Here is a 3,080-nt window from a genome sequence, read left to right as displayed (position 1 = left end):
AACCCCTGATGAGCTCTTGACTTGCGCTCTTAATCGCTATGGCGGATATACCACTTATTCAGGAATTGTCGGGGGATATATGGTTGGGTGGAAAAATTATTTGTGCACAGAAACTGCATAAGGGTTCAAAATGAAAAAAATCATATTTGCAGGAACTGGAATTTTCGTTTTAGCCCTGATTATCTTAACTTCGGGCTGCACCTCTTACGGAGGCATCAATTTCTTCAGCCCGTTCCAAGGGAGCGAGGGCTTGATTGTGTCTTTTGTGAAAAATTCCCCCCCTGAAAAAGTGTACAGCTCATCCTCATTTCCAGTAGTAGTTTCCCTTGAAAACCAGGGCGCTCTTGACATAAAGAGGGGAATTCTTGTGATCGGAGTTGAGGACTTTGGGGAAAAATCAATAGCCGGTGGAAAGGACATAATCTACTTTAATTTATACGGCAAGAACACAAGCAAGGCATTCGGGGGGGAGAAGGATGTGAAGTCATTTACCCTTAAGGCGCCTGAAATTGAAAGCAAGAGCGAGCAGGAGAGCAGTGTCAGCATCAAGACATGCTATCCATATGACACTTTTGCCCAGCTTTCGCTCTGCCTTGACACCGGAATTAATGATGAATCTGATGAGAAAAAGCCATGCGAAATGCAGGAGTCAATTTCTCTTTCAGAACAGGGCGCGCCTGTTGCAGTCAGCCTTGTTGAAATTGGAAAGCTGTTTTCCGATGAAAAAAGCCTCAAGTTTGCATTTACAATCCATGTGAGAAATGTTGGAATCGGATATCCTGTTTCAGAGGATTCAGTTGAAAAATTCTGCTCAAGCGAAAAGTTCAATGAAAAAACAGACAGGGCTTCCTTTGGAAAGGCATCTGTCAAGGCTTATCTTGCGGGAAAGGAGTTAACATGCACTCCGAGAACCAGTGTTGACCTTTCATCCGGCGAAGATTTTGTCACATGCTACACAGAAAGCATGCCCGTAAAGAGCAATGCCTATTCAACTGTGCTCAACATAAAGCTTGAATACGGCTATGTTGAAATAATCACCCAGAAATTCAGAATAATCCGCCCCACATGATTTTAACCGCATCCTGCTAATTTAAAAGGAAAGTTTTATATAATCAAATAATTAAAAATATTATTGGAGAGTAGGAAAAAATGCCAGTTTGCAACATGGAAAAAAACAAAAAAGGCATAGCAAAATATGCTAACATTTCAATAATTGCTCTTATTCTGTTTATTCTTGTTCTCATGAACGGATGCACCTCAGGAGGAACTTCCTCAGCAAAGGGGACTAATCTGAGGACAGGAACAAAGGGGCTTGAAGCAAGCTTTGCAGAAGGAAGCCCTCCAAGCACAATATATGACGGAAACAGCGTCCCATTGAACATAAACATATGGAACAAGGGCGCTGAATCAGCATCTGGAACATTGTATTTTGACGGCTTTGACCCGGGAATTGTCTCAATTCCAACGCAGGTTTTCTTCCCTGCAATTGACGGAACAGAAGCCACAAAGAGCCCCCAGGGCGGCTATTACCTTGTGCAGGTTGGAAACTTTGCGCCAATGCTTCCTGAGGACACTGACAATTACGCATTTTCTCTGCGGGCAACGCTGTGCTATGATTATAAAACCGCAGCATCTGTGCAGATTTGCATAGACGCAGACCCATCAAAGACAGGAAGCAAGGCATGCACTCCCGCAAATCCGTCTCTTGGAGGCGGGCAGGGCGGTCCAGTTGCAATAAGCGCTGTCCAGCAGGATTCAAGCATCGGGCAGACAGTCTTTAAGATAACAGTAAGAAATGTCGGCGGAGGAAGGGTGATATCCCAGGCAAAAGTCGGGCAGTGCAACAGCCTTAGCTATGCTGACTATGATGAAGTGCAGTTTTCAGGAGTAATCTCAAACGGGCAGCCATTGGACTGCGGAAGCAATACAAAGGCAAGGCTCATAAACAATGAAGCCACAATCATATGCAAGACAACTACCAATCCGTCTCGGGGGGCATATTCAACAATTCTTAAGATAAACCTTAATTACGGATACACATACTCAAACATAAAAAATATTGAAGTGAGAAGGATATAAAAAAAGGAATAGAGAGGAAGAATGATGATATATAATTCATGGATGTTGAATTTTTTATTGCCATTCTTATTACTGGACCTGGTATTGCGAGGCTTTGCCCTATACTTTTCAGCACGAGAAGAGCCTAAACCTTGTTGGTTTATAGCGTTGCTAATTTTCAATACACTGGGAATACTGCCGGGTATTTATCTTATTTTGAGGCATAACAAATCAACAAATTTTGAGAAACCTATAAAAAAGGTGAGGAGGAAGCTAAAATGAACAGCAGGGAATTTCTTGGAATTATGATTGTTTTGATGGTGTTTTCTTTCGGATGCGCAGGCACCGGAAGCACAAAGGACAAGAACCCTTTTGTCGGAGGAACAAATGGAATCCTCATCAATTTTATGGAAAGTGCGCCGCCGGCAGAAGTTTTTGATGGAGGCGAATTTCCCTTTGATGCGATAATAACGCTGACAAATGACGGAGAATACACGGTTCCAAAGGAGAAGGTCTGGCTTTGGCTTATAGGTATAGACCCGAATGAATTCGGGCTTCCTTCTAGCGCATTATTCAAGCAGCCAACAGAGGAGCTCATAAAAGTTGAAAGGGACAGTTCTGGAAACAAGATTCCCTCAACTCCCACTGAAATTATATTTACCGGTTTTAATTACTATGGGCATTTGACTGGCGATGTCAGCTATAATATAATAGCATCGCTGTGCTACAATTATGAAACAACAGCAAATGCAAAGATTTGCGTAAAGAGCAACCTTCTGGACAGCTCAGAGACAGTATGCAAGCTCAACGAGAAAAAGACAATATACAGCTCTGGAGCTCCTATTCAGGTAACATCTTTTAGTGAAAGCGTGAGCGGGAAGGACAGGATAAATTTTGAGTTCAAAATTGAGCAGAAAGGCAATGGAGTTGTCTTCAAAGAAGATGTTATCTGCGCTGACAAGTTCGCCAACAGAAACAGGGTTTTTGTCACAGTAAACACTGGAATGACAGGAACACTTTCC

General features: G+C 42.7%; 4 protein-coding genes. All 4 read left to right on the top strand.

What is annotated here, in order from left to right; genetic code table 11:
- Positions 1 to 130 precede the first annotated feature (130 nt).
- Complete coding sequence (locus NTV63_04330; protein MCX6710147.1) at positions 131 to 1,069, top strand: hypothetical protein; 939 nt, start codon at positions 131 to 133, stop codon at positions 1,067 to 1,069.
- Positions 1,070 to 1,149: 80 nt separating this feature from the next.
- On the top strand, positions 1,150 to 2,079 hold the full coding sequence (locus NTV63_04325; protein MCX6710146.1) for a hypothetical protein: 930 nt from the start codon (positions 1,150 to 1,152) through the stop codon (positions 2,077 to 2,079).
- 42 nt (positions 2,080 to 2,121) lie between these two features.
- Entirely contained in the window at positions 2,122 to 2,340 is a 219-nt protein-coding gene (locus NTV63_04320) for a DUF5652 family protein (protein ID MCX6710145.1), read from the top strand.
- A partial coding sequence (locus NTV63_04315; GenBank protein MCX6710144.1) for a hypothetical protein occupies positions 2,337 to 3,080 on the top strand: 744 nt, incomplete at its 3' end. The genes NTV63_04320 and NTV63_04315, both read left to right, overlap by 4 nt.

This window comes from Candidatus Woesearchaeota archaeon (assembly GCA_026394965.1).
GTDB lineage: Archaea > Nanobdellota > Nanobdellia > Woesearchaeales > 0-14-0-80-44-23 > JAPLZQ01.
This window is presented reverse-complemented; position numbering and strand designations above follow the sequence as displayed.

Excerpts from the sequence above, each read along its gene's own strand:
- NTV63_04330 (MCX6710147.1), top strand. The coding sequence starts at position 131 with ATGAAAAAAATCATATTTGCAGGAACTGGAATTTTCGTTTTAGCCCTG.
- NTV63_04320 (MCX6710145.1), top strand. The coding sequence starts at position 2,122 with ATGTTGAATTTTTTATTGCCATTCTTATTACTGGACCTGGTATTGCGA.
- NTV63_04325 (MCX6710146.1), top strand. The coding sequence starts at position 1,150 with ATGCCAGTTTGCAACATGGAAAAAAACAAAAAAGGCATAGCAAAATAT.